The sequence below is a fragment of the Trichlorobacter sp. genome (genome assembly GCF_034008105.1).
Taxonomy (GTDB): Bacteria; Desulfobacterota; Desulfuromonadia; order Geobacterales; family Pseudopelobacteraceae; genus Trichlorobacter.
The window spans coordinates 1-23,951 of sequence record NZ_JAVEPN010000022.1 but is presented as its reverse complement, the minus strand read 5'-3'; the positions used below and the strand labels follow the sequence as shown (position 1 = coordinate 23,951).

The following is a 23,951-nucleotide window of genomic DNA, read 5'->3' as shown; positions in this document are numbered from 1 at the left end:
GTCTTCGGGCTTCTTGTAGTCTTTCATCAAGGCATCGAGCAGTTCGTCGGTAGTGGCCATCGGTTCCTCCTGTGAGGTCAGATTTCAACCGATTTTTGCCACTTACACAATCTATTTTACAGGCTCGTTTATTAATTTGCAATCATTGTTCTAACGCATTTTATGACAATAATCATTCAAATGATTTATTTATTTCTTCTCTAAAAAAAATTAATAATGACGATGATATTATTTTAGTAATTAAATATAGCAGCACAAAAAAATATTTATTTTCAGCATTCAAGCTAATATTATTAATTTCATTTATAGCATATGTTCCAGCTATTATTAAAAAATATGATCATAGCTTATTTTATTTAATAATAAAACTATCATCATTAATAATGTTTGTTTGTTTAATCTGCTATTCATTCCTTTTAACAATTACATTTAAAGCACTGTACATAAGTAGGAAAAGCATTACTAAAGAAACTTATGTCTTAAAACCAAAAAAAATGAATTTTGAGCAGCTGAGTTTTAAAAAAGTACTCGGTGCTAATTTTTTCTTTGATAAGTCAAAATCAAATATGTTTTTCAAAAACGGGATAGGTTTAGAAAACTACTTGCTTGATAGAATAACTAAGTCTAGGCTTCCAATTCTATTTGAGTACATATCAGGTAGGCCAGCTGTATCTTTTTCAAAATATAACGTCACGCTAAATAACTTTATAAAAAAAGTGGAGTAAAGCATGTCAGATAACTTAGATAAAATAATGACAGGGACTAATGCCGCAATTGCTATAATTGCTGAGTTGCCGGTACAATACGGTGGCACTCCGGGCAAAATAGTTGGTGCTACTTTTGAAATTATTAACAATACTATAACATTTTCAGTAAAAAATAGTGATGACCTAACAAATGATCAAATAGCTTATTTTGAAAAACTCCTGAATTCAAATTGCAAGTGCACCACTTAAGTTTTGAACAAGAAATTCATGTGGTGTCTGGTAGTTGAGGCATTTTCTCGGCCGATGATTGATTCGTTCAACGACCGCTTCAAGTTCTTCTTCTGTAACTTCCTGAAAGTTTATCCCTTTCGGGAAATAGAAACGTAACAGCCCGTTTGTGTTTTCGTTGGTTCCGCGCTGCCATGCAGCATAGGGATCGGCAAAGTAGACCGACAAACCAGTTTCAGCCTCAAGCTCTTTGAACCGTGAAAATTCTCTGCCGTTATCAACGGTTAGAGTCAAACGCATATGTTCCGGCAGTTTCAGGAAGGCCTCGATGCTTTGGGCGTTCATGGTTGCAGCTTTCTTGTCTGCCAGCTTGGCGGCCAACAGGTAACGACTCTTCCGCTCCACATGCGTTGCCAGAGCTCCTGTGCCCTTAGCTCCCTCCACGGTGTCGCCTTCCCAATCACCGAGGCGTTCGCGGGTTGCAACGATTGCAGGGCGCTGATCGATGGATACACGACCCGGTATGAAGCGACGACCGGAGCCATACCGTTTTTGCTGCCGACGCTTCGGATGACGCCGCCGCAAGTGACTGCAGAGGTCACCGCCCTGACGCGCATCCAGGTAAACCCAGCGATAGATCGTTTCAGCACTGATGCGCATCAATTTGTCGCCAGGATAATCAATCTTAAGCCGTGCTGCTATGGCTTCTGGCGGCCAATCAAGCTGAAGCCTGGTGTCAACATGTTATTTCGGGGACAGTATACATATCTATAAATGTATCAACAAACACGTACGTACAACCTACCCCGAAAAACTGTCCAGCGCTTCACGGCCCCCCCGCTGGACAGATCAATCAAGCCAATTGACAACCTGGAGGGCGGGAATACGTGCGAATTCTCGTGCGTTGTTGGTAACCAGGGGCAGCCCTAACGAAACGGCATGGGCGGCAATCAGCATATCCATGGCGCCGATTGGCGTACCGGCTTTTTCAAGGGCGGCCCGAATATCACCATAGGCACAGGCGGCCTGTTCATCAAACACAATCACTTCCAGAGGCGTAATAAACTCATCAAGGGCCTTGGCATTTTTTTCGTGCTGTGCGCTCTTGGCCACTCCGTAACGTAGCTCTGAAAGCGTAATGGCAGAAATGCCGATATCGCCGACTTGATAGTCAAGAAAACGCCTGAGCACGGCAGCTGGTTGCTGCTTGATTAGGTAAATGCAGATATTGGTGTCAAGCATCAGCTTCATCAGAAACTCTCACGCGTATCAAGCTCTGGCTGTACGCGATCAGCCATGAAATCGCTGGAAAACTTTTTAAGACTTTTAAACAGGCAATCCCATGATTCGCTCCGAGGAATCAACTGAACAACATTGCCGGTCTTTTTTATGAAGACCTCACTGTCATCAAAACGAAACTCTTTGGGTAGCCTGACCGCCTGGCTTTGCCCGTTTTGAAATAGTTTTGCCGTTTTCATGATTTCACCTCCCGCAAAATATATATTTTTAATATATATTCAGGTCCCGGGATTAGCAAGCGCTCTTTTGAAAACCACCGCCCCATTACGAAAAAAGCCGGCTGGGATGATTCCCCGCCGGCTTTTGCGTTCAAATGACCAGCATTACCCCACGCAGCAGACGTTCTGCTCCCGGGCCGCCTTGGTCTCATCCAGCCGGGTAACCGGCATGGTGACCGGCATGGCAGCAAAGGCTGCCGGATCGCTCTCGGCCAACCGAGCCGCCTCAATCATCACCTCGATAAAGGCATCCAGGGTCTGCTTGCTCTCGGTCTCGGTCGGCTCGATCATGATCGCCTCTTTGACGATCAGCGGGAAGTAGACCGTGGGCGGATGGTAGCCCTTGTCGATCAGAAACTTGGCGATATCGATGGCGTGCACGCCGTGTTCCAGCTGCTTTGAGGCAGAGAAGACCGCCTCATGCATGCAGGTCTGGTCATAGGGCAGCTCAAAGTAGCCTTTCAGCTTCTCCTTGATGTAGTTGGCGTTCAGCACCGCCTGTTCGGAAACCTGGATCAGCCCTTCCCTGCCCAGCATGATCATGTAGGTATAGGCCTTGACCATCACCCCGAAGTTGCCGAAGAAGTTGGCGGTGCGGCCGATGGTCCGGGGGCTGTCGGTCTGCACCCGCAACTGCCCTGAATCATCGTCATGCACGATGCGGGGCATCGGCAGGAACGGGACCAACGCCTGCTTGACCCCCACCGGGCCTGAACCGGGACCGCCGCCGCCGTGGGGGGTACCGAAGGTCTTGTGCAGGTTGACGTGAATCACGTCAAAGCCCACATCGCCGGGCCGCACCTTGCCCATGATGGCGTTCAGGTTGGCGCCGTCGTAGTACATCAGGGCGTCATGGCTGTGGGCGATATCGGCGATCTCCTTGATGTGCGGGTTAAACAGCCCCAGGGTGTTGGGGCAGGTCATCATCACCGCGGCCACCTCGTTGTTCATGGCCTGCCTGAACAGCTCCAGATCCATATCGCCGTAGGGGGCGGTGGGGATGGTGATGATCTCGTAGCCCACCATGGCAGCCGAGGCCGGGTTGGTGCCGTGGGAGGAATCGGGCACCACCACGTACTTCTTCTTATTCCCCTTGGCCTTGTGGTAGGCGGCGATCAGCAGCATGCCGGTCATCTCGCCATGGGCGCCGGCCAACGGCTGGGTGGTCACCTCATCCATGCCGGTTACGTCGGCCAGCATCTGGCCCAGGTCATACAACATGCCCAGCGCCCCCTGGCAGAGGTCGCTGCCGCCCGGCAGCAGGGCGGTCAGCGGGTGCAGCGGGCTAAACAGGGTAGCGGCGTTCTCCAGCACCTTGGCGTTGTACTTCATGGTGCAGGAGCCCAAGGGGTAGAAATGGGTATCCACCGAGAAGTTGCGGCGGGACAGGTTGGTGAAGTGCCGCACCAGGTCCAGCTCGGACAGTTCCGGCAGGGCGGCCGGCTCAGCCCGGCGCAGACCTTCCGGCAGGGCAGCGGCCCGTGGCACGTCGCAGGCCGGCAGCGTCACGCCCTTCCGTCCAGGCACCGATTGCTCGAAGATCAGTTGCATAGCGCCACCTCCAGCTCCTTCACCAGCAGATCGATCTCTTTTTTGCTGCGCTTCTCGGTCACGGTCACCACCATCAGGTTCTCAGAGCCCTCAAAGTACTGACCCAACGGCAGACCGGCCACGATCCCCTTGGCCAGCAGTGCCGCTACCACCTGATCGGCCTGCTTGGGCAGGCTGACCGTGAATTCGTTGAAGCTGGGGGCGCTTTGCAGCACCGTCACACCGGGGATACGAGCCAGGCAGGCCTTGGCGTACTGGGCCTTGTCGTAGTTGAGCTGGGCCAGCTCAACCAGCCCATCGCGGCCCAGGGCCGACAGGAAGATCAGCCCCCGCAAGGCACACAACGACTGGTTGCTGCAGATGTTGGAGGTGGCCTTGTGGCGCTTGATATGCTGTTCGCGGGCCTGCAGGGTCAGCACGAAGCCGCGCTGGCCGTTTTTGTCGACGGTCTCCCCCACGATCCGGCCCGGCATGTTGCGGATGTAGGCCTTTTTGGCCGCAATGAAGCCAAAGGAAGGGCCGCCGAAGGAGAGCGGATTACCCAGCGACTGGCCATCCCCCACCGCGATGTCGGCACCGATCTCGGCCGGTGATTTCAGCATCCCCAGGGCCACCGGATAGACCGCGGTCACCAGCAGGCCGCCTGCGGCATGTACCTGCTCGGCCACGGCGCTGAAATCCTCCACACAGCCGAAGACGTTGGGGTACTGCACCAGCAGGGCGGCGGTGTCGCCATCCAGCTGCGCAGCCAGCTCCTGCCGGTTCAGCAGGCCGTCCAGCGGCGGCAGCTCGACGATCTCCACCTCCAGGTTGGAGAGGTAGGTGGCCAGCACCTGACGGGCGATGGGTGAGACGCAGCCATCCACCAGCAGCTTGCTGCGGTTGGTGGCCCTAAGCGCCATCAGGGCCCCTTCCGCCAGGGCGGTGGCGCCGTCGTACAGCGAGGCGTTGCTGACCTCCAGGCCGGTCAGGCGACAGATGGCGGTCTGGTACTCGAACAGGGCCTGCAGGGTGCCTTGCGAACACTCCGGCTGGTAAGGGGTGTAGGCGGTGTAGAACTCGGCCCGGCCGGCCAGGTGGTCCACCGCGGCCGGGATCAGGTGATCGTAGCAGCCGCCGCCGATGAACAGGGACAGCTGGCTGCAGTTGTCAGCCGCCAATTGCTGCATCCGGGCATAAGTCTCGAACTCGGACCTGCCGGGCGGCAGGTTGAAGGTTGTGGCCCGCAGTTCAGCCGGGATCGGGGCGAACAGCTCTTCGATGCTGGCCACGCCGATGGCGTCCAGCATCTCCCGGATCTCCTGCGGGGTGTGGGGACAGTAGTGGCTGGTCATGGAACGCTCCTACAGGGTCTTCAGATAGGCGTCGTACTGTTCCTTGTTCATCAGGCTGCCCACCTCGGCCGGATCGCTCAGTTCGAGCTCCAGCATCCAGGCGGACTGTTCCGGGCTTTCGTTGACCTGCTCCGGTGTTGCATCTAGAACGCTATTGACTTTGACCACCTTACCGGACAGCGGGGCGTAGATGTCGCTGGCCGCCTTGACCGATTCGATGGCCGCCAGCACCTCGCCCTGCTTGACCTGCTTGCCCACTGGCGGCAGCTCCACAAAGGTCACGTCCCCCAGTTCATGGGCGGCATGCTCGCTGATCCCCACCTGCGCCAGGTTGCCGCTGACCCTGGCCCACTCATGCTCTTTGGTAAAATAGATACTCATCGCTGCGTGTCTCCTTTAGATGGGATGCTGGTGTGCGATTATCGTTTCGGGCAGTCGCCCAGCCGTTTGGCGTTCATCTTCATGCTGATGTTCTGGCCCTGGGACTTCATCTGCATGGTCGAGACATAGCTGTTGGGGCTGAAGATGGTCTCGCCGCTGAAGGTGCCGGCGCTCTGGCCGGTGCAGACCATGGACCAGGTCACCTTATTGCCGGAAACCTTGTAACTGGTCATCTTGCAATCCTTGTTGCCGCCGGCCACCACCTTGGCCTGATCCTTGACATCCTCCTTGCTGTAGCAGTGCTTGATCACGCTGGGCGGCAGCTGCATCGGCATGCCGGGCATCACGGTGGTGGTGGACACCTCCCACCAGCCCTCACGGATAGGCTCTGCGCCAAAGACGGGAACAACCGACAACATGACGGCAACAACGCACAGGATGATTTTCATAACTGCCTCCTTAAGGTGTGATGCGTAACCAGGATCAGTTCCGCAGGGAACCGCCGCTGTAGAACGGCAGGCTGCAGACCGTGGCCTCCAGGCTGACCCGCTCCTGGCAGACGGTCAGCGCCGTGCCCAGCGCGGCATGGGCCGATTCCACGTAGCCCAGGCCGATGCCGCAGCCCAGCATGGGTGAAAAGACACCGCTGGTCACCTCGCCGATGGTGCGCCCGTCGGCCTGGATCTGGTAGCCGTGGCGGGGAGCGCGGCGGGAGTTGACCGTAAAGGCGATCTTGCGTCGTGCCACGCCCGCTGCCTGCTGCTGCAACAAGGCCGCTTTACCGACGAAATTTTTGTCAAAATTGACAAAGGCCTCCAGCCCGGCCTCCAGCGGCGTGGTCTGCTGGTCAAGGTCACTGCTGTAGAGCGAATAGCCCACCTCCAACCGCAGCAGGTCGCGAGCCCCCAGCCCGGCTGGTTTGACCCGCGGGTCGGCCAGCAGCAACTGCCACAGCTCGGCCACCTTGGCGGCTGGCAGAAATATCTCGTAGCCCAGTTCGCCAGTGTAACCGGTGCGGCTGACCACGGCCGGCACCCCCAGCAGATCCAGCGCTACAAACCTGAAATAGGGCAGCTGGGCGATCTGATCGCCGCAGATGGTGGTCAGCACCCCGCGGGACTCAGGGCCCTGCAGATCCAGCTTGGCGGTGGCGGCGGAGATGTTGACCAGACTGCCGCCATGCAGCCGGCTGCGGATCACCTGAAAATCGTGAGGGGCGGTGGCGGCGTTGACCACGATCATCGCCTCCTGCTCGGCAAAGCGGAACACGATCAGGTCGTCGATGATGCCACCCTGTTCGTTCAGCAGAAAACCGTACTTGGAGCGACCCACCGGAATGGCAGCCACCGAGAAGGTAAACAGCTCCTCCAGGCCGCTGGCGGGGATATCGCCCTTGAACAGGAACTCGCCCATGTGGCAGATATCGAACAGGGCCGCCTGCTCGCGGCACCAGCGATGTTCGGCGATGATCCCCTCGTACTGGATCGGCATCTCCCAGCCGCCAAAGGGGGCCATCAGCGCACCCAAGGCCCGGTGCTGGCTATTGAGAGGCGTAACCGACAACGAATCGCTCTTGCCTGACATGACAGCTCCTTTGCAGCAGCCAGATTGGTTTAGTTACGCGTGCTCTTGGCCTGGCCGGACAGGGCCCTGATCTCGCTCAGGCGGGGTTTCCAGCGGTTTTCTTCGTGATCGAGGGTAAACTCGCGGCTCTGGCTGCCATCGTTGCTGCCATAGCTGCCCTCCATGCCGACCCGGGCAAAGACCTTGGCAGTGGTCTTGCGCTCCTCAATCAGCCGGAAATCGCGCAGTTTGGTAAAGCAGCAGGCCGGACGCCGGGCGGCATCGCGCATGGTCTGGGCAAAACGCTCTCTGGTCATGCCACTGCGATGGGAAAGGGAATCGTAGAGTTGCTCAAAACGCCCCTCGCGCCACAGGTCGAGGGCGTCGGACAGGGCCTGTTCGCGGGGGTCGCTGCGCTGGTCGGCCCAGGCAGGCACTGTGCACAGCAGGAGACAACAGCAGACAAGAGCACGAAAACGGATGGGGAGCATGGTCTACTCCTGGCAAAGGAATGGTGCCCCATCCTAGTGCATCGGATCAGGGGCTGCAATCGGAAAGTGGGACGCTGATCGTCGGTTGCAGAACAGCGGGGTTGGGGTACACTGGCACTGGTGTAGAAGGCAGGAGGCAAACCATGAAAAGCTACAACGACACCTTGCAACAGCTGCTCAAATTCGGGTTGGACATCTCGCAGATCAAGGATATCGACCTGCTGCTGGAAAAGATCCTCTCCGAGGCCCGCAGCTTCACCGGGTGCGATGCCGGCACGATCTACGTCAAGGAGGGCAGCTGGCTCTACGCCCGCTACTCACAGAACGACACGGTCCATAGCCAACTGGCGCCCCACCGGACATCGGTTTACACCAACATCACCATCCCGGTGGATAACAGCTCCATCGCCGGCTACGTGGCAGCCACAGGCCACATGCTCAACATCCCCGACGTCTACCAGCTGGACGGCAGCGCCCCCTACTCCTTCAACCGCTCCTTCGACGCCCTGACCAGCTACCGCACCGTCTCGCAGCTGGTCTTCCCGCTTACCAGCATGCGCGGCGAGACGGTCGGTGTGCTGCAGCTGATCAACGCCAAGCAGCCGGACAACAGCGTGGTGCCGTTCCAGGGTGATGACGAAAGCGGCATTCACTACTTTGCCGTCACCGCCGCCAACGCCATCGAACGGGCCAAGATGACCCGCGAGATCATCCTGCGGATGAACCGTATGGCCGAACTGCGGGACCCCAAGGAGACTGGCCCCCACGTCAACCGGGTGGCGGCCTATGCGGTGGCCCTGTTTGAGGGCTGGGCCGCCCGTAAAGGCTTGGGCGGCGACGAGGTGGACCGCACCCGCGACATTTTGCGGATGGCGGCCATGCTGCATGACGTGGGCAAGGTGGCCATCTCCGACACGATCCTCAAAAAACCGGGCCGCTTTACCCCCGATGAATACGAGCTGATGAAGCTGCACACCGTCCATGGCGCCCGCCTGTTCCCCGACCTCTACTCAGAACTGGACGAGGCCGCGGCCACCGTGGCCCTAAACCACCACGAACACTGGGACGGCAACGGCTACCCCGGCCATATCAGCCTGGCCACGCTCAAACCGTTGCCGGGCTATGAGCAGCCTGACGGCACGGCCCGCGGCAAAAAGGGGGAAGAGATCCCCCTCTTCGGCCGGATAGTGGCCATTGCCGATGTGTATGACGCCCTCTCCAACCGTCGCTGCTACAAAGAGGCCTGGGATGAGGCAGCGGTGCTAGAGGAGCTCAAAAAAGACAGCGGCACCGTGTTCGACCCGGAACTGATGGAGGTCTTTCTGGAGAGCGTCGACACCATGCGGCAGATCGCCGCCCAGTTCCCCGACCCGCCGGACGCCCACAATTAAGGCTCCGCAGTAGTTTTTACAACGTACGCTCGGCGGCCTCGGCAAACAGCCGCAACCGCGCCATCATCGCCTCGAACTTCTTCGGTTTCAGCGACTGGGGCCCGTCGCTGGAGGCCCGCTCCGGATCGGGGTGCACCTCGACAATCAGACCGTCGGCCCCGGCGGCAATAGCGGCGTAGCACATCGGCGCCACGTAGTGGTAGTTGCCGGTACCATGGGACGGGTCAACCACCACCGGCAGGTGGGTCTTGCTCTTTAGCACCGGTATGGCCGAAAGATCCAGCGTGTTGCGGGTGGCGGTCTCAAAGGTGCGGATGCCCCGCTCGCAGAGGATTACCCCCTGGTTGCCCTCGCTCATGATGTACTCGGCGCTCATCAAAAATTCCTGGATGGTCATGGCCATGCCCCGTTTGAGCAGCACCGGCTTGCCGCACTGGCCCACCTTTTTCAACAGGGCGAAGTTTTGGGCATTGCGGGCGCCGATCTGCAGAATATCGGCATAGGAGGCCACCAGTTCCACCGTCTCGGGGTTGATCACCTCGGTCACCACCGGCAGGCCGGTCTCGGCGCGGGCCTGAGCCAAGAGCTTCAAGCCCTCCTCCTCCATCCCCTGGAACGAATAGGGCGAGGTGCGCGGCTTGAAGGCGCCGCCCCGCAGCACATGGGCACCGGCCGTCTTGACCTGCCGGGCGCTCTCCATGATCTGCTGTTCACTCTCCACCGAACAGGGGCCGGCCATCACGATCACCTGCTTGCCCCCGATCACCACGCCGTCGCTGATCCGCACCTGGCTCGCCTCCTTCTTGACCTCGCTGGAGGCCAGTTTATAGGGCTGCAGGATCGGCACCACATTCTCCACCCCCTGCATGCTCTCCAATGACTGCAGCACCAGCTTGCCCCGTTCGTCGCCGATGGCGCCGATCACATCCCGGGTGGTACCGTGGATCACGTGGGGTTTGTAGCCCAACTCCTTGATCCGTTTCAGCACTTCGTCCCGCTCCTTTTTGCCTGCCCCTGCCTTCATGACCACGATCATTTAGTCTCTCCTTTGCGCCAAAAACACAAGGCCGGAGGGAGTCCCCCGGCCTTGGATCGTTTTAAGCACTGACAAAACGTAAAAAAGCCGGGGCGACTCTTCATTCCGTCTGCCCCGGCTTTCAGCTGTGTAGTTTGGTGGTTACGCTGCGTACACACTCGCCCGGGCAGACGGCCCAAAATAAAAGCCGTACCAGAAAAACCCGAAAAAGGAGCGGTAGCAGAGTGCGTTTGACATGTACATATTTTTAAGCACGCAAGGGCTCACCTTGTCAAGACATTAAATCTTCGATGCTTGAGCGATCAGTTCAGCAGCGTGCTGCCGGGCCGCCTCCGAGATGGTCTCGCCAGCCAGCATCCGGGCCAGCTCGTCGATCACGCCCGGACCGTCGAGCTCGGCTACCTTGGTGACGGTGCGGCCATCCTGCACCTGCTTTTCCACCTTGAGATGCCGGGTAGCCCAGGCCGCCACCTGAGGCAGGTGGGTGATGCAGAACACCTGCTGGCCGGCAGCCACGTTTTTCAGCTTGCGGCCGATCATACCGGCCACCGCCCCTCCCACGCCGGTATCCACCTCGTCGAACACCAGACTGGGAGCCTCCCCCTCCGGCAGGATCTGCTTAAAGGCCAGCATCAGCCGCGACAACTCGCCGCCGGAGGCCACCCGCGCCAACGGCCGCGGGGTCTCGCCCGGGTTGGGCGAGAACAGGAACTCCACCCGCTCACAGCCGCTGCTGCGGGGTTCCGGCAGCTGCTCAAAGGCCACCTGCACCACAGCGTGGGGCATGGCCAGCTGGTGCACCTCGGCGGACAGGGCCTTGGCCAGCTTGTCAGCCGCTGTGCGGCGGGCCGCCGTCAGGTCGCGGCCGCGTGCCTCCATCGCCTCTCGGGCTGCGGCCAGTGCCTGCTCCAGCTCCTCACGGGAGCGGCAGCGTCCCTCCAGCTCCGCCAGCTCATCGTTCAGGCGCTCCTTCAGGCTGATCAACTCTTCCACGCTGGGGGCGTACTTCTTCTTCAGTCGCCCGATCAGATCCAGCCGATCATCGGCCTGCTGTAGCGCCAGCGGATCGGCCTCGATCCGGGCGGCATAATCCCGCAGCTGCAAAGCCGCATCCTCCAACTGCAGATAGGCGCCATCCAGGGTTTCTGCCACTGCGGTCAATTTCGGGTCAATGGCGGCGGCCTCGCGGATCACACTCACCATGCGGCGCAGTTCACCCAGCAGGGCTTCGTCGCTGTCATAGAGACCCTCGAACACGCCGCCGCTGGCGCTGGCCAGACGCTCGGCATGGACCAGCAGCTGCCGCTGTTCCAGCAGTTCTTCTTCCTCGCCGGGCTGCAGATTGGCGGCGGCCAGCTCATCCAGCTGGTAGCGCAGCAGATCAAGGCGGTGGGCGGCATCCCGCTGCTGCTCGTCAAAGTGGGCCAGTTGATCGGACAGCTTATGCCAGGCACCGTAGGCGGCTGAAAACTCCTGACGTACTTTGTCACACGCAGCATAGCTGTCCAGCAGCTGCAGGTGCTGTTCGGGCCGCAGCAGGGCCTGGGATTCGTGTTGACCGTGGATCGTCACCAACCGTCGCCCCAGCTCGCTTAGCTGGGCCAGGGTGGCCAGCGAGCCGTTGACAAAGACCCGGTTGCGACCGCTGCGGGTCAGGCAGCGCTTGACGATCAGCTCATCGTTGTCATCAAACCCCGCCTCTGCCAGATGTGCCCGCACGCCGGAAAGGCAGGCGATATCAAAGACCGCCTCCACCACCGCCTCCTCCTCGCCGGTTCGGATCAGGTCGGCCGAGGCCCGGCCGCCGGAGGCCAGGGTCAGGGCGTCGATGATGATCGACTTGCCGGCCCCGGTCTCGCCGGTCAGCAGGTTCAGTCCTGGCCCGAAGGAGAGGTGCAGCTGTTCGATGATGGCGACGTTGCGGATCGAGAGAAAAGTCAGCATGGGGCCTTAGCGCTCCCCCCACTTGAGCTTGGTGCGCAGGATCGAGAAGTAGTCCTTGTCGCGGGAGGTCACCAGGGCGGTGGTCTTCGCGGCGCGGCGCACCTCCACCGTGTCGCCCTCCTGCAGCTCGACCCCCACCTGGCCGTCCAGGGTCAGGTAGACCATCTCGTCAAAGGATGACTTGACCACGATCCTGACCACGGCCTGGTCGGGGATCACAATCGGCCGGTTGGTGAGGGTGTGGGGGCAGATCGGGGTGATCACGATGCAACACATCACCGGGTGCACGATTGGCCCGCCGGCCGACATGGAATAGCCGGTGGAGCCGGTGGGGGTGGAGATGATCAGGCCATCGGCCTTGAAGGTGGTCAGGTTGTAGCGGTCAACGGTGGTCTCAAGTTCGATGATCCGGGCCAGGGCCCCCTTGTTGATCACCACATCGTTCAGCACATGGCAGTGGGTCAGCTCGGTGTCGCCGCGGGTCACCACCACCTCCAGCATCATCCGCTCCGAGAGGCGCAGGTTGCCCTCCAGGCAGCGCTCCAGCACCGGGTACAGTTCTTCCACCGTAATCTCGGTCAAGAACCCCAGGCTGCCCAGGTTGACTCCCAGGATCGGCACCTGGCGACCGCTGAACAGGCGGGCTACCGAGATCAGGGTACCATCGCCCCCCAGCACCACCACCAACTGGGCCGTATCGCGCATCTCCTCTTCGGAGACACCATTGGCGCAGCCCATGTGGCGGGCCAGGTGAGCCTCCACCAACGGCACGCAGTTGCGCTCTTCAAGCCAGGCGATCAGCTCACTGGCCACCCCCTGACAGCGGGGATCATGCACCTTGGCAAAAATGGCTACCTGTTTCATGGCTTTCTGTCCCGGTCACAAGTAAAATGTGCTTCTTCTTACCATAGCTGCCTGAGCTTGTCCAACCGCAGAACGTGCAGGCAGGTGGCTGACTTTACATACGCCTGTTTTTGTGTATTGTTGAAACGTCGATGAGCTACGTGCACAACGCACAAACCGCCAGACAGGGCTGAGACACGCTATGGCAGAATGCTCACATCATCTTCCCTATGGAGAATTGGTTTCGGCCTGCAACCTGCTCTTCGGCAAAGGGCAGGTCACCAGCATTCCGCTGCTGCAGGTCAACGAGATCAAGCGGGCCTACCGCCGGGCCGTGAAGCAGGTTCATCCCGACGTGACTCCGGATCGTTCGGCGGCCAGCTTCCGGCGGGTGACCGAGGCCTACGAACTGCTGTTGAAACACGCCGAGGCACGACGGATAGCCCAGCAAAAGCCCAAAGAATCACGTCCTCGCACACGTCCCCCAAAAGAGTCACCACCCCAACCGTCAACGGCACGCCCGCGGCCCAGAAAAGCGGCGCAAGTCCTGAAATGCCCCAAACGAACCATGTATTCCGGCCCGATGCCCACCATTCCGCTGCGGATCGGGCTCTACCTCTACTACACCGGCAAGATCCCCTACGAAGCGCTGGTGCAGGCCCTGGTCTGGCAGCAGGCGATGCGCCCGCCGCTCGGCGCGCTTGCCTTGAAGGCCAAGCTGCTCAGCGCCACCGAGGTGCAGCGGATACTGGAATCAAAAACCGTTAGCGGTCAGTTCGGCGAGCGGGCCATCAAGCTGGGGTTTCTGGCCGAATCTCAGGTGGTGCAACTGCTCCGCCTGCAGCGAAGCCTGCAAAAACCGCTCGGCAGCTACTTTATCAAAAACAAACTACTGACCACCTATCAGCTTTCGACGGCAGCCCGTGAAATGGAGCAGCACAACCAGCAGATACTGCTGGAGCGTCACGACCGGCAGCTGATGATCGAACGGGTAAGCAGACCAGACACACCCTGACCTTGATGGCACACAGATGAAAAAGGCAACCTCCCGGCCTGTGGGAGATTGCCTTGCTACTGAGCAACCTACAAATAGAGTAGAATCAGCTCCCCTGCCCAAACACGCTGGTCATCAAATAGGCCGTATACCCCAGATAACAGGCCAACAGCAGCGCCCCCTCGATCCGGTTGATCCTGCCCGGACCGCGGAAACCGTAGCCGAACAGGAAGAGCGAGACCGTCAGTACCGTCATCGTCAGCATATCCCGTGAAACCACACTCGGATCAAATCCAAGCGGCCGAATCGTACCGGCAATCCCGACCACCGCCAGGGTATTGAACAGGTTGGAGCCGAGCACATTGCCGAGGGCGATGTCGTGCTCGTTGCGTCTGACCGCGATAATCGAGGAGGCCAGTTCCGGCAGCGAGGTGCCCACCGCCACAACGGTCAGGCCGATGATCAGGTCGCTGATCCCCAGCTGGTGGGCAATGGCCACCGCCCCCCAGACCAGGATGCGGGAGCTCGCGATCAGCAGTATCAAACCGACTATCAGCCAGAACAGGGCCCGCTTGATCGGCATGGCCTGTTCCTCCAACTCGTCTTCCATCTCCTCGCCAAAGGCGTCGTCCTTCTGTCGCATGCCCTCCCAGATGGTCCAGCCCATCAGGCCGGCAAACACAGCCAGGTGAAGCCATCCATCAAGCCTGCTCAAGGTACGGTCATACATCAGCAACAGCACGAAAATGGTTACCAGCGACAGGATCGGCAACTCCTTGCGCAGCACCCGCGAATGCACGGCAATCGGGCTGATCAGGGCGGTCAGCCCCAGGATCAGAGCGATGTTGGTGATATTCGAACCGTAGGCGTTACCTAGGGCAATACCGGGATTGCCCTGCCATGAGGCCAGCGCCGACACCACCATCTCGGGGGCCGAGGTGCCAAAACCGACCACCACCATGCCGATCAGCAGCGACGACATGCCAACATGTCGGGCTGTCGAGGCTGCACCTTCCACAAAACGATCAGCGCTCCAGACCAAGAGCGCCAAACCAAGCAGTACCGCCAATAAAGGCATCAACATGTTTTCAGGTTCCGTTTCTTTCCGAAAATTCAGGCAGTGGCCCGAGCGGGCTACTTTTGCACGTCCAGCAATTCAACGTCAAACAGCAAGGTGGCATGGGGCGGGATCACGCCGCCAGCCCCGCGGGCGCCATAGCCCAGATTGGCAGGGATCACCAGCTTGCGCTTGCCCCCCACTTTCATACCCATCACACCCTCATCCCAGCCCTTGATCACCTGGCCCACGCCGATCACAAAGCTGAACGGCTGCCGTCGATCCACCGAACTGTCGAACTTAGTGCCGTTCTCCAGCGTGCCGGTATAATGCACCTTGACCTGCTTGCCCCGCACCGGTGAGGCGCCTGTGCCCACCACCAGATCAACGTACTTGAGCCCCGAAGCCGTTGTCGTCATCGCCTGTGTCATCGTAGGTTTCCTCGTCTCTGCCGCCTGTACCGGCAGTGCCATCAGTGCTGCCACCATGCAACCCGCCACCAGTTTCACCACATTCTGCATCTTTAAACCACCTTTCACTGTGCGGCACAACGCTACTTGCCGTATGTTTTCTGAATTTCGGGAATCAGCTGCTTGATCTTGTTGATACGGGTGGTATCCGACGGGTGGGTGCTCAACCATTCCGGCTGAGCCTGACCGCTCTTCTTGGCAGCCATCCGCTCCCAGAACGGTACCGCCGCCTGCGGATTGTAGCCGGCCATGGTCATAAAGACCAAACCCAGGTGATCGGCCTCGCTTTCGTGCAGCCGGCCATAGGGCATCAGCGCGCCGTACTCCGCCCCCACCCCGTACACCGCCATCCACAGCTGCTGGGTCTCGGCCGGACGGGTGGCCAGGGCCGTCGAGAGCGCCACCCCGCCGGCCTGGGCCAGCAACTGCTGGCTCATCCGCTCATTGCCATGCTCGGCAACCGCGTGGGCGATCTCATGACCCATCACCACCGCCAGCCCGGTCTCGTCCATGGCCACCGGCAACAGGCCGGTATAGACCACCACCTTGCCGCCCGGCATGCACCAGGCATTCACCTGGGGATCTTCCACCAGATTGAACTCCCACTGGTAGTTCTTGACCTGGTCCTGCATGCTGTTGGCGATCAGGTAGCGCTCCACCGCCTGGCTGATCCGGAGGCCGACCCGCCGCACCAGCTCGGCCTGCTGCTTGTTGCTGCTCAGCTTGTTCTCTTTTAAAAACTGGTCATACTGCTGCAGGCTCATCGACATCATCGATGAACCAGGGATCATGTTGAGCTGGGCCCGACCGGTCACCGGCACCGTACTGCAGGCGGTCACCAGACTTGCCAGCACCACTGCCACCATCAGCACTCGCATTACCATACATGCCTCCGTTTTAGACCTGCGGCTCGCAGCCGCATCAGATCGGAATGATATTCCAGGTCTCGCTGGTCAGGTCAAAGACCACCTTGGCCTGCCTGTGGCGTAACTGCTGCAGTACCTGCTCGATCTTGTCATCCAGGCTGTGACCGCTGTCGGACAGTTCCGACCACTCCCGCGACACAAAGGCCGCGACCATACGACGCAACGTCTGCGGATCGATCCGCTCCAGCGGCACCTCCACCCCCTCTTCTGAGGGCTGGTCCTGCTGATCGTACTCCAGGGTCACCTCATGGTCACCATGCCTGCCCACGGCTATGCCTGCCCTGTCTTGACCAGCAGCAGGTCTTGATCAGCCGCAAACCGGCACAAATCCGGCGTAAAGCCGCGAAAATCAGACTGCAAGGCCTGATGGTGACGGCTGAGTTCCGTCTCGCAGCCCTGCAGGGGGTTCGGCCGGGAAATCCGGCGTGACATCCGGCTGAGGGCCTGACCGATCCCCTCAATGGTTGCATAGGACGGCAGCAGTTCTTCAAAGATCACCGGCACCAGCGGCTGCATCGCCGTCGGCAACATGGCACGATTATCCTCCACCACGCCCCGCGTCCTGACCAGAAAACGGTCGAACGGTTCTGCCGACCATACATGCCAGCTATTGACCAGAAAGTAATCGTAGAAGAGATCCACCATCACCCCGCGATACAGCCCGTACTCCGGTGCCAGACGGTGGCGGCTCTGCCGAAAGAGCGGATGCTGCTCGGCATAGGAATCAATCCGGCGGTGCAACTGAACGCCGTCACGTACCCGTGGCGCAAAACGGTCCTGCAGGCTGCCCTTGACAAAATCACCCATAAAATTGCCCAGCAGCAGCTGATCGTCGGTGCCGGAAAGTAGCATGTGGAACAGAAAATTCATAGGGTGCCTGACGTGATTGCTGCATGCCCGCCCGTGCTAGCGGAGGTAGTGACAGGTATAGCCGCCGGGGTTCTTCTGCAGGTAATCCTGATGATAGTCTTCCGCCCGATAAAAGGTGTCGGCCTTGGTAATTTCGGTGACCAGCGGCGCCTTCCAGCGGCCGGAGGCATCCACGGTCATCTTAACCCATTCCGCAACCTGCCTTTGCACGCTGTTGGTATAGAAGATGGCTGAACGATACTGGCTGCCGCGGTCATTGCCCTGACGATCCTTGGTGGTTGGATCATGCATCCTGAAGAACCACCCCTGCAGCAGCTCTTCATAGCTCAATTTCCGTGGATCGAACACCACCTCGACACTCTCGGCGTGGCCGCTCTTGGAATCATGGGTGTCCTCGTAACGCGGGTTTTTCAGATGGCCGCCGGTATAGCCGACCTGGGTTGCGATCACCCCGGGTATTGTGCGCAGGATCTCCTGCATCCCCCAGAAACAGCCCCCAGCCAGCAGCGCTGTCTCCTGTGCAGGGGCATCAGTGGTGACCCCGGCCGCCTCAAAGTCCGGCACATACCGGCCATAGCCCTCGCTCCACAGCTGGCCGGCAGGGATAAAGCGCAGGGCTGCCGAATTGATGCAGTAGCGCTGCTTGGTCTCCCCCGGACCGTCGTCAAACAGGTGGCCCAGATGGGAATCGGCATGCCTGGAGCGGACCTCGGTGCGCTGCATGCCATGGCTGGTATCAGCTTTTTTGACCAGGTGATCCGCCTCCAACGGTCGGCTGAAGCTGGGCCAACCGGTGCCGGAATCGAACTTGTGCTGGGAACTGAACAGCGCCTCGCCGGAAACCACGTCCACATAGATCCCAGGGGCATGATTGTTCCAGTAGGCATTGTTGAAGGGCGGCTCGGTGCCGCACTGCTGGGTGACCCTGAACTGTTCCGGGGTCAGCTTCTTTTTCAGCTGATCAGCCGATGCCGTGGGATATACCGTTGCTTGTTCGTTCATCTGGTTCACCGTTTTCGGGTTATTGTCGCAGGACGCCAGACAGGCGTAACCAACCGATACTACCAGCAGCAGGATGAGCAGATGCCATGGTCGTCGCATACCGACCCTCCTTTTAGTCAGGTTACCGCGCTGGTCTCAAAGTCGCCAACAAAAAAAAGCAGGCCGACCTGAAGCCGGCGATATGCGTGGATGAAGGTTGCTTTCTGGCTGTCACGACACCTGCTAGGGGCCGTACACCGCAGATAACCGGGAGCTGATAAAAAATGGTTGCTATCCGCAAGATGCTTTTGCTATGGTGCGCCGCAGCTCACAAATAGTGCTAGCAGGTACACGATAATACTAAACCATCCGCGAGGATGGGGCGGAAAGCCTACAGGGTCTCACCGAGACAGCCGGGTTGCCGAAATATCTTTCACGAGATTCGGCAACCCGGCTTTTTTTGTGCCTGCAGCACCGAGGAACCGTCAGCCGCCCGACACCAGATGCCTTGAAAGGACCCTTTACACCCTATGTTCAGGATCATCAGACTGCTCTCCCTTCCCGCTACATTGCGTCGCATGGCGTTCCTGGCCATGCTTGCCGCGCTGCAGGGCTGTGCGACCATGACGGCGGTCTATGAAGAATTCCCTTCAGCTGCCGGCGAACAGGAACAGGCCTTTGAGCAGAACGAGTTTTCGGTTGCCAAGGGGGAAGACATCATCGGCCGGTTGCGCTACGTCCGTCTTGAACAAGGGGATACGCTACCGGACATTGCCAGGCACTACGGCCTGGGTCTGAATAGCCTGACTGCAGCCAATCCCGGAGTGGATATCTGGCTGCCCGAGGATGGCAAGCGGCTGATCCTGCCTCATTTCTTCATTCTACCGGATACGACCAGGAAGGGGGTTGTGATCAATCTGGCCACCATGCGGCTGTTTACCTTCAAGGATAGGGGGGATTCGCTGTCGGTGGTCACCTACCCGGTTGGTGTGGGCACCGAGGATCGCCCCTCCCCCACCGGGCAGATGCGGGTGGAGCGCAAGGCATACCGCCCCAGCTGGTATGTGCCGACCTCCATTGCCAAGGCCCATCTTAAAAAAGGGGATGTGCTGCCTGCGGTGGTGCCTCCGGGGCCGGATAACCCCCTGGGGGAGTATGCGCTGTATCTGAGCGCCCCGAGCTACCTGATCCACGGCACCAACAAACCGGCCAGCATCGGACTGCGGGCCAGCAACGGCTGTTTTCGGCTGTATCCGGAGGATGTCAAACGGCTCTACGGGATCACCCCGGCCAAAACGCCGGTCAACATCATTAACCAGCCGTATCTGGTGGGCCTGCGCAACGGGGTGATCTACCTGGAGGTGCACGGACCGGCGGAGGAATTGGACCAGGACGAACTTGACAAGGTCTACCGCAAGCTGAAGGCGGTTGAAACGGCAGCCGGACGCCCGCTTGACTGGGACAAGGTAAAAACGGTACTGGCCGAGGCGCGCGGGATACCTGTCCCTGTCTTTGAGATCAGGCCGGGAAGCGCCAGCAAGATTATGGAGCCGACCGAGGTACGGCATCCTACAGAACTGAGATACAAGCCAAAACTGGCCGAACTTACAGCGGATGCTTGGTCGGTGCTGGTGGCTGAGTTGCAGGACGAGACCGATGCGGCACGGCTGGCCGCCATCATCAACCATCAGGGGCCTCACATCCCCGCACGGATGGTCTCAAAGGGGTTTGGTTATCAGGTTATAGCCGGGCCGTTTAGCGATCAGAAAGAGGCCCGCGAGATTATCAGACGACTGAAGATGGATCTGGAGCTGGATGCCAGGCTGGTTGAACCAGCACGGCGTTAATATCAAAGAAAAGGAGTAAACAATGATGAAAAAGGTTCTCGCAGTTTCGATGATGTGTGTACTTGCCGCTGCCCTGGGGGGCTGTGCAACAACCAGTGACCTGGAGAAGGTGCAATCCCAGCAGATGCTGACCGGCGCAAAGGCTGATCAGGCAGCCCAGGATGCACAGGCAGCCAAGGCTGCTGCCGATGCAGCCACCCTCAAGGCTGAAGCTGCCGCTGCCCGCGCAGAAAATGCCCTGAAGATGGCAGAAGAGCGGGCGAAACTGGCTGAGGAAAAAGAGCGGCTGGCCGAAGAGAAAGCCAGAATCGCCGATGAAAAGGCACAAAGCGCTGATCAAAAGGCAAAACAGGCTGAAGCTGTCTTCCACCGCTCAATGCAGAAGTAAGCTGTCGTGCAACTGAAGCTGCTGATGGTATAACAACCGACACAGAGGTGGCAGGGTAGCGATACCCTGCCACTTGCTGTATGTTTCAAGCATGTATCTATCTGTGCGTCCTCCGGCACTAAAGGATGAGGCAATGCGTGAACTGAAATGGTTCCAGAAAACTACGGGCAGCAAACAGTGCTGGTTCGCTGGTCTTGCGCCCCTTGCCCGTGTCTGCAGCATCGTGGTGCCACTCCTGCTCTGCAGCTGCGGCGGCCTCAACAACGGCTTTCAGGCCAGGGATGCCTTCAGGGAGGCCAACAACCGCTTCAACCGCGGTGAGTACAGCGCGTCGCTGGGCAGCTATCAGCAGATTATCGAACAGGAACCAGAGGCCGGAGACCGGGCGCTTTTCGAGATGGGGATCATCCATGCCCACCCCGGCAACGGACAGAAGGATTATCAAAAAGCCCAGGACTGCTTTCAGCAGCTGCTCAGGGACTACCCGGAGAGCGCCTACCGGAAAGACAGCCAGTTGATGCTCTTCAACATCAGCACGGTGATGGCCAAGGACAGCACCATCGCCACCCAGCAGGCCCAGATCGAGGCACTGCGGCAGGAGCTGCACGACAGGAGCAACGAACGTGCGGCCCTGCAGAAGACCATCACGGCGCTAGAACAGGAACTCAAAGGCAAACAGGATACAATCAACGCCCTGCAGGCGGAACGTATTGCCAACCCCACCGGGCCGGCGGACAGGATTCTGATCGAGAAAAAGGCGCGCCGGCTGACTTTATTCGCAAGGGGAAAAGAGCTGAAAAGCTACCCGATCGCCCTGGGGGGCAACCCGAACGGCCCCAAGGAGCGGCAGGGGGACAACAAGACACCGGAGGGGATCTACCGTATCGAATCGCGCAACAGAAACAGTAGCTACCACCTCGCGCTGCGCATCTCCTATCCCAACGAACGAGACAAGAAACGGGCCAAGGAGCTTGGTGTCTCTCCCGGGGGAGATATCATGATCCATGGCATTAAGAACGGCTTCTCGTGGGTCGGTGGCCTGCACACCGAGGCTGACTGGACACAGGGCTGTATTGCCGTTACCAACCAAGAGATCGAGGAGATTGAAAAACTGGTACCAAACGGCACAACCGTCGAGATCCGCCCCTAACCTGAACGGCACTGCGGCCGTGTACCCGCATCATCCGCCGCACCTGGCATGATGTTTTGTGTGAGGCCACTTTTATGGTAGGCTAGTTACGCCACACACACCATGCAAGGAGAACGGAGCATGCCGATAATTGACTGGGACGACAAATTTCTGCTTGGGATTCCACAACTTGACGAACACCACCGGCAGCTGGTGAAGCTCCTCAACCAGGCCTTTGATGACTTTACCGCCAAGGCCCCTCTCGAAGAGGTCGGCAAGCTTTTGGAAGCGCTGGCCGACTACGCAACCTATCATTTCGCAGCAGAAGAAAACTGGATGAAGGCCAACGGCTATCCCAGACTGGCAGAACACGTGGCGGAACATGACAAATTCTCGGCCCGCGTGACTGAAATGCTGCGCGATGTCAGCGCCGACAACCCCACCCTGCCCCTGGAACTGCTCACCTTCCTGAAAAACTGGCTTGTGGAGCACATACTGACCACCGATGCCGACTACGGCAGATTTTTCAGAACACAAACGGCGTAACCCCGTGCTACGCAGCTCCCGCGCGTAGCCGTCGCGCCCCGGAATAGTTACCATCTCACTCATCAGCGTGCCAATTGCATAATCTGATTCAGCCGGGCGCAACATTCGGCAAACAGCTGGTCATCAAGGCGTTTAAGAGGGTGCGGTGCTCCATTGCGGATGCGCCAGTCAAAGGACTTGGGTTGGTGGCAAAGAACATAGCTTGTTTTACCGGTTTTCTTCCCCTTGGCAGTACCTACAGCAACGGCAAAGGGGTTGTCAGCGTTATAGTCCGCAGTGGTCATGGGAAGGCCGATCACCAGAGACGTCCGCTCGTTGAAAGCCTTCGGGGAGATAACCAGAAAGGGGTGAATGTCCCGCATTTCGTTGCCTGCCTGCGGGTTACAGTTGATCCAGATAATATCCTGCCGATCCGGAACCCATGGCTGCTTGCCGCCCGGCACCACCTTGAACGGGCTTACCATTTTTCCGCCCCCAGCGGTTCAACAGTCATTACTTCTCCGCCATGCTTTGCCGGATCAAACAGGGCCAGCCGCTGCTCAAGGGTCAGTTCCAATCCATCAACCGGGGTGATGGTGACGCTGCCGTCATCAACGGAAACACGAACCATCTGATCGGGATGCAGATGTGCAGCCTTTGCCACATTGGCCGGCAAGCGCACCCCCAGGTTGTTACCCCATTTTTTTATGCCAAGAACGGCTTCAACATTCGCCATAACGCAACCCTCCCGTCACAAGTTTAAACATAGTATAAACAGATAACGACTAGCCGTCAATGGTTCTTCCGTTACGCCACCAACGCCCTATTCTTCAAGCCATCCCCCCCATCCAACCCTGATTTGATTGTTTTGCGAAGAATGTAGACGCGACCCTGCTGTCATATGCTGATGCGAAATACCCACAATTGGCTTGATCAATGATTGCAATCGCCCCCAACAAAACGTAAAATTCCCGCCAATTCAATCACCACAAGGACCCCCATGTTTGAACAAGCCTTCAAGAATATCGACGACGTACTCTGGAAAGAAGCAGGTTGTGGCAGTGAACTGGATTACACCGAGCAGACCTCATGGCTGCTGTTCCTGAAATACCTGGATGGCCTGGAGCAGGACAAGGCCATGGAAGCGGAGCTGGAGGGGAAGAACTATTTCTACATCCTGGATCAGCCGTACCGTTGGGAAAGCTGGGCAGCCCCCAAAGCGGCAGACGGCACGCTGGATCACAACAAGGCCCTGACCGGCGATGATCTGCGGGATTTTGTGGACCGTAAACTGTTTCCTTATCTGCACGGTTTCAAGCAGCGAGCAACAGGCCCCAACACCATTGAATACAAGATCGGTGAGATCTTCGGTGAGATCAAGAACAAGATCCACAGCGGCTACAACCTGCGGGAGATCATCGACCATATCGACGAACTGCGCTTCCGCTCTCAAACCGAGAAGCACGAACTCTCCCACCTCTACGAAGCCAAGATCAAAAACATGGGCAATGCGGGCAGGAACGGCGGCGAGTACTACACCCCCCGTCCGCTGATCCGTGCCATCGTGCAGGTGGTGGCACCCAACGTAGGACAACGCATCTATGACGGTGCAGTCGGTTCAGCAGGCTTCTTGTGCGAGGCATTCGATTACCTGAAGAATCAGGGGAACCTGACTACAGCTGACCTGAAGACCCTGCAGGAGCGCACCTTCTACGGCAAGGAAAAGAAGTCGCTGGCCTATGTCATCGCCATCATGAACATGATCCTGCACGGCATCG

28 protein-coding genes, 1 pseudogene and 1 riboswitch are annotated in these 23,951 nt (G+C 58.6%); of the genes and pseudogenes, 9 read left to right on the top strand and 20 right to left on the bottom strand.

Going from position 1 to position 23,951, the window contains the following annotated elements; translation table 11 throughout:
* The first annotated feature begins 71 nt into the window (after nt 1–71).
* Complete coding sequence (locus RBQ93_RS11750; RefSeq protein WP_320372308.1) at nt 72–725, top strand: hypothetical protein; 654 nt, start codon at nt 72–74, stop codon at nt 723–725.
* A 3-nt stretch (nt 726–728) separates the two neighbouring features.
* Nucleotides 729–956, top strand: a complete 228-nt coding sequence (locus tag RBQ93_RS11745) for a hypothetical protein (RefSeq protein ID WP_320372307.1) — start codon at nt 729–731, stop codon at nt 954–956.
* Here RBQ93_RS11745 and RBQ93_RS11740 read toward each other — a convergent pair.
* From RBQ93_RS11740 to RBQ93_RS11700, 9 genes and pseudogenes are all read right to left on the bottom strand, one after another.
* Nucleotides 933–1,664 (bottom strand): annotated as a pseudogene (locus tag RBQ93_RS11740) (IS30 family transposase); the annotation flags it as partial. The gene RBQ93_RS11745 and the pseudogene RBQ93_RS11740 overlap by 24 nt on opposite strands.
* 120 nt (nt 1,665–1,784) lie before the next feature.
* Nucleotides 1,785–2,186 carry a type II toxin-antitoxin system tRNA(fMet)-specific endonuclease VapC gene (vapC, locus tag RBQ93_RS11735; protein ID WP_320372306.1) on the bottom strand — a complete coding sequence of 134 codons (402 nt, stop codon included), beginning with the start codon at nt 2,184–2,186 and terminating at the stop codon, nt 1,785–1,787.
* A complete protein-coding gene (gene vapB / locus RBQ93_RS11730; RefSeq protein ID WP_320372305.1) occupies nt 2,186–2,413 on the bottom strand; it encodes a type II toxin-antitoxin system antitoxin VapB in 228 nt (75 codons plus the stop codon). The genes vapC and vapB overlap by 1 nt, the downstream gene beginning before the upstream one ends.
* Before the next feature lie 144 nt (nt 2,414–2,557).
* A complete protein-coding gene (gcvPB, locus tag RBQ93_RS11725; RefSeq protein ID WP_320372304.1) occupies nt 2,558–4,003 on the bottom strand; it encodes an aminomethyl-transferring glycine dehydrogenase subunit GcvPB in 1,446 nt (481 codons plus the stop codon).
* Nucleotides 3,994–5,337, bottom strand: a complete 1,344-nt coding sequence (gene gcvPA, locus RBQ93_RS11720; RefSeq protein ID WP_320372303.1) for an aminomethyl-transferring glycine dehydrogenase subunit GcvPA — start codon at nt 5,335–5,337, stop codon at nt 3,994–3,996. The genes gcvPB and gcvPA overlap by 10 nt, the downstream gene beginning before the upstream one ends.
* A gap of 9 nt (nt 5,338–5,346) precedes the next feature.
* Complete coding sequence (gene gcvH, locus RBQ93_RS11715; RefSeq protein WP_320372302.1) at nt 5,347–5,718, bottom strand: glycine cleavage system protein GcvH; 372 nt, start codon at nt 5,716–5,718, stop codon at nt 5,347–5,349.
* Nucleotides 5,719–5,756: 38 nt separating this feature from the next.
* Nucleotides 5,757–6,167 (bottom strand): DUF3617 domain-containing protein, encoded by a 411-nt coding sequence (locus RBQ93_RS11710; protein ID WP_320372301.1) that lies wholly within the window; start codon nt 6,165–6,167, stop codon nt 5,757–5,759.
* A 34-nt stretch (nt 6,168–6,201) separates the two neighbouring features.
* Nucleotides 6,202–7,302 (bottom strand): glycine cleavage system aminomethyltransferase GcvT, encoded by a 1,101-nt coding sequence (gcvT, locus tag RBQ93_RS11705; RefSeq protein WP_320372300.1) that lies wholly within the window; start codon nt 7,300–7,302, stop codon nt 6,202–6,204.
* A gap of 29 nt (nt 7,303–7,331) precedes the next feature.
* Nucleotides 7,332–7,772 carry a hypothetical protein gene (locus RBQ93_RS11700; RefSeq protein WP_320372299.1) on the bottom strand — a complete coding sequence of 147 codons (441 nt, stop codon included), beginning with the start codon at nt 7,770–7,772 and terminating at the stop codon, nt 7,332–7,334.
* A gap of 143 nt (nt 7,773–7,915) precedes the next feature.
* Between RBQ93_RS11700 and RBQ93_RS11695 the strand changes: the two genes are divergently transcribed.
* Complete coding sequence (locus RBQ93_RS11695; RefSeq protein ID WP_320372298.1) at nt 7,916–9,163, top strand: GAF and HD-GYP domain-containing protein; 1,248 nt, start codon at nt 7,916–7,918, stop codon at nt 9,161–9,163.
* Nucleotides 9,164–9,179: 16 nt separating this feature from the next.
* Here RBQ93_RS11695 and aroF read toward each other — a convergent pair whose 3' ends face one another.
* From aroF to RBQ93_RS11680, 3 genes are all read right to left on the bottom strand, one after another.
* A complete protein-coding gene (gene aroF, locus RBQ93_RS11690) occupies nt 9,180–10,199 on the bottom strand; it encodes a 3-deoxy-7-phosphoheptulonate synthase (protein WP_320372297.1) in 1,020 nt (339 codons plus the stop codon).
* A gap of 279 nt (nt 10,200–10,478) precedes the next feature.
* On the bottom strand, nt 10,479–12,143 hold the full coding sequence (gene recN / locus RBQ93_RS11685; protein ID WP_320372296.1) for a DNA repair protein RecN: 1,665 nt from the start codon (nt 12,141–12,143) through the stop codon (nt 10,479–10,481).
* 6 nt (nt 12,144–12,149) lie between these two features.
* Complete coding sequence (locus RBQ93_RS11680) at nt 12,150–13,007, bottom strand: NAD(+)/NADH kinase (RefSeq protein WP_320372295.1); 858 nt, start codon at nt 13,005–13,007, stop codon at nt 12,150–12,152.
* A 181-nt stretch (nt 13,008–13,188) separates the two neighbouring features.
* Here RBQ93_RS11680 and RBQ93_RS11675 point away from each other — a divergent pair, with 181 nt between their 5' ends.
* Nucleotides 13,189–14,001, top strand: a complete 813-nt coding sequence (locus RBQ93_RS11675) for a J domain-containing protein (RefSeq protein WP_320372294.1) — start codon at nt 13,189–13,191, stop codon at nt 13,999–14,001.
* Between the two features lie 85 nt (nt 14,002–14,086).
* On the opposite strand, the gene RBQ93_RS11670 is transcribed toward RBQ93_RS11675, so the two are convergent.
* The 6 genes from RBQ93_RS11670 to RBQ93_RS11645 form a co-directional block, all read right to left on the bottom strand.
* Complete coding sequence (locus RBQ93_RS11670; protein ID WP_320372293.1) at nt 14,087–15,064, bottom strand: calcium/sodium antiporter; 978 nt, start codon at nt 15,062–15,064, stop codon at nt 14,087–14,089.
* A 50-nt stretch (nt 15,065–15,114) separates the two neighbouring features.
* On the bottom strand, nt 15,115–15,510 hold the full coding sequence (locus RBQ93_RS11665) for an FKBP-type peptidyl-prolyl cis-trans isomerase (protein WP_413818383.1): 396 nt from the start codon (nt 15,508–15,510) through the stop codon (nt 15,115–15,117).
* 80 nt (nt 15,511–15,590) lie between these two features.
* Entirely contained in the window at nt 15,591–16,391 is an 801-nt protein-coding gene (locus RBQ93_RS11660; RefSeq protein ID WP_320372291.1) for a M48 family metallopeptidase, read from the bottom strand.
* 37 nt (nt 16,392–16,428) lie between these two features.
* Entirely contained in the window at nt 16,429–16,701 is a 273-nt protein-coding gene (locus RBQ93_RS11655) for a YheU family protein (RefSeq protein WP_320372290.1), read from the bottom strand.
* 2 nt (nt 16,702–16,703) lie between these two features.
* On the bottom strand, nt 16,704–17,303 hold the full coding sequence (locus RBQ93_RS11650) for an ACP phosphodiesterase (RefSeq protein ID WP_320372289.1): 600 nt from the start codon (nt 17,301–17,303) through the stop codon (nt 16,704–16,706).
* 36 nt (nt 17,304–17,339) lie between these two features.
* A complete protein-coding gene (locus tag RBQ93_RS11645) occupies nt 17,340–18,404 on the bottom strand; it encodes a bifunctional methionine sulfoxide reductase B/A protein (RefSeq protein WP_320372288.1) in 1,065 nt (354 codons plus the stop codon).
* Nucleotides 18,405–18,633: 229 nt separating this feature from the next.
* Nucleotides 18,634–18,710: riboswitch (cyclic di-GMP riboswitch) on the top strand.
* 104 nt (nt 18,711–18,814) lie between these two features.
* Here RBQ93_RS11645 and RBQ93_RS11640 point away from each other — a divergent pair.
* The 4 genes from RBQ93_RS11640 (at nt 18,815) to RBQ93_RS11625 (ending at nt 22,194) form a co-directional block, all read left to right on the top strand.
* A complete protein-coding gene (locus RBQ93_RS11640) occupies nt 18,815–20,131 on the top strand; it encodes a L,D-transpeptidase family protein (protein WP_320372287.1) in 1,317 nt (438 codons plus the stop codon).
* Nucleotides 20,132–20,156: 25 nt separating this feature from the next.
* Nucleotides 20,157–20,519, top strand: coding sequence for an Lpp/OprI family alanine-zipper lipoprotein (locus tag RBQ93_RS11635; RefSeq protein ID WP_320372286.1), 363 nt, complete (start codon nt 20,157–20,159; stop codon nt 20,517–20,519).
* 133 nt (nt 20,520–20,652) lie between these two features.
* Entirely contained in the window at nt 20,653–21,669 is a 1,017-nt protein-coding gene (locus RBQ93_RS11630; RefSeq protein ID WP_320372285.1) for a L,D-transpeptidase family protein, read from the top strand.
* A gap of 120 nt (nt 21,670–21,789) precedes the next feature.
* Entirely contained in the window at nt 21,790–22,194 is a 405-nt protein-coding gene (locus tag RBQ93_RS11625; protein ID WP_320372284.1) for a bacteriohemerythrin, read from the top strand.
* 62 nt (nt 22,195–22,256) lie between these two features.
* On the opposite strand, the gene RBQ93_RS11620 is transcribed toward RBQ93_RS11625, so the two are convergent.
* On the bottom strand, nt 22,257–22,658 hold the full coding sequence (locus RBQ93_RS11620; RefSeq protein ID WP_320372283.1) for a type II toxin-antitoxin system PemK/MazF family toxin: 402 nt from the start codon (nt 22,656–22,658) through the stop codon (nt 22,257–22,259).
* Nucleotides 22,652–22,909: an AbrB/MazE/SpoVT family DNA-binding domain-containing protein gene (locus RBQ93_RS11615; RefSeq protein ID WP_320372282.1), complete on the bottom strand. Its 258-nt coding sequence runs from the start codon at nt 22,907–22,909 to the stop codon at nt 22,652–22,654. Before RBQ93_RS11615 ends, RBQ93_RS11620 begins: the two co-directional genes overlap by 7 nt.
* A gap of 264 nt (nt 22,910–23,173) precedes the next feature.
* Here RBQ93_RS11615 and RBQ93_RS11610 point away from each other — a divergent pair.
* A partial coding sequence (locus RBQ93_RS11610; RefSeq protein WP_320372281.1) for an N-6 DNA methylase occupies nt 23,174–23,951 on the top strand: 778 nt, incomplete at its 3' end.